This is a genomic window from Flavobacterium sp. UBA4854 (assembly GCF_002399805.1).
In the GTDB taxonomy this organism is placed as follows: domain Bacteria; phylum Bacteroidota; class Bacteroidia; order Flavobacteriales; family Flavobacteriaceae; genus Flavobacterium; species Flavobacterium ginsengisoli.
The window spans coordinates 22,746-23,463 of record NZ_DHEI01000085.1 but is presented as its reverse complement, the minus strand read 5'-3'; the positions used below and the strand labels follow the sequence as shown (position 1 = coordinate 23,463).

The window sequence follows — 718 nt, the reverse complement described above, 5'->3', positions numbered from 1 at the left end:
TTTTCTATTCCTTTAATGAACGGATATAATTCGTTTTCTAATAATTCATCTAAAGTTTCTTTTAAAACAGGCAAACCTAAATGAGAATCTACATTGGTGTTTCCATGTCCAGGAAAATGTTTTAGACAGCCCAAAACGCCAACTTCTGACATTCCTTTTAAATATTCAATAGAAAAATCGGCTACTTTTTCTTTGTTTTCACCAAAAGAACGATATCCGATAACTGGATTATTTGGATTGTTGTTGATGTCTGCCAAAGGCGATAAATTGTATTGAATTCCTGCCGCTTTTAAATCTAGACCAATTTGTTTTCCAACTTCGTAAACCAAACTCGATTTAGTTGAAGGTAAAGCGCCAAGCGTAATTGCATACGGATATTGTGGTGTTTTTTCAATTCGCATTGCTAAACCCCATTCAGCATCAATACTAATTAAAAGTGGAGTAGAAGCGGCTTTTTGATAACGAGAAATAAGTGTTTTGATTTTTTCGTAACTGTCATCATTAAAAACAACTTTTTTCTTGCTTTCGTAGTTGGTTGCAGCACTCGCACGACTATGGAAAAAGGTTAATCCTCCAATATTGTATTCTCTAATAAGTTTTTCTGTTTTCTGAATATTTTCTTCTGTATCATTGATGAATACTGCTGGAAAGAAAAATTGTCCTATTTTTTGTCGTAACGCTTCGGCTTTGATTTTCATTATTGTAAAGTCTTTTTCAT

General features: G+C 33.0%; 1 protein-coding gene. It reads right to left on the bottom strand.

The features are described from left to right. The coding region (locus B3J44_RS12525) for a glycoside hydrolase family 3 N-terminal domain-containing protein (RefSeq protein ID WP_286968715.1) at positions 1 to 698 on the bottom strand (698 nt) is incomplete at its 3' end. Between the last annotated feature and the right edge of the window lie 20 nt (positions 699 to 718).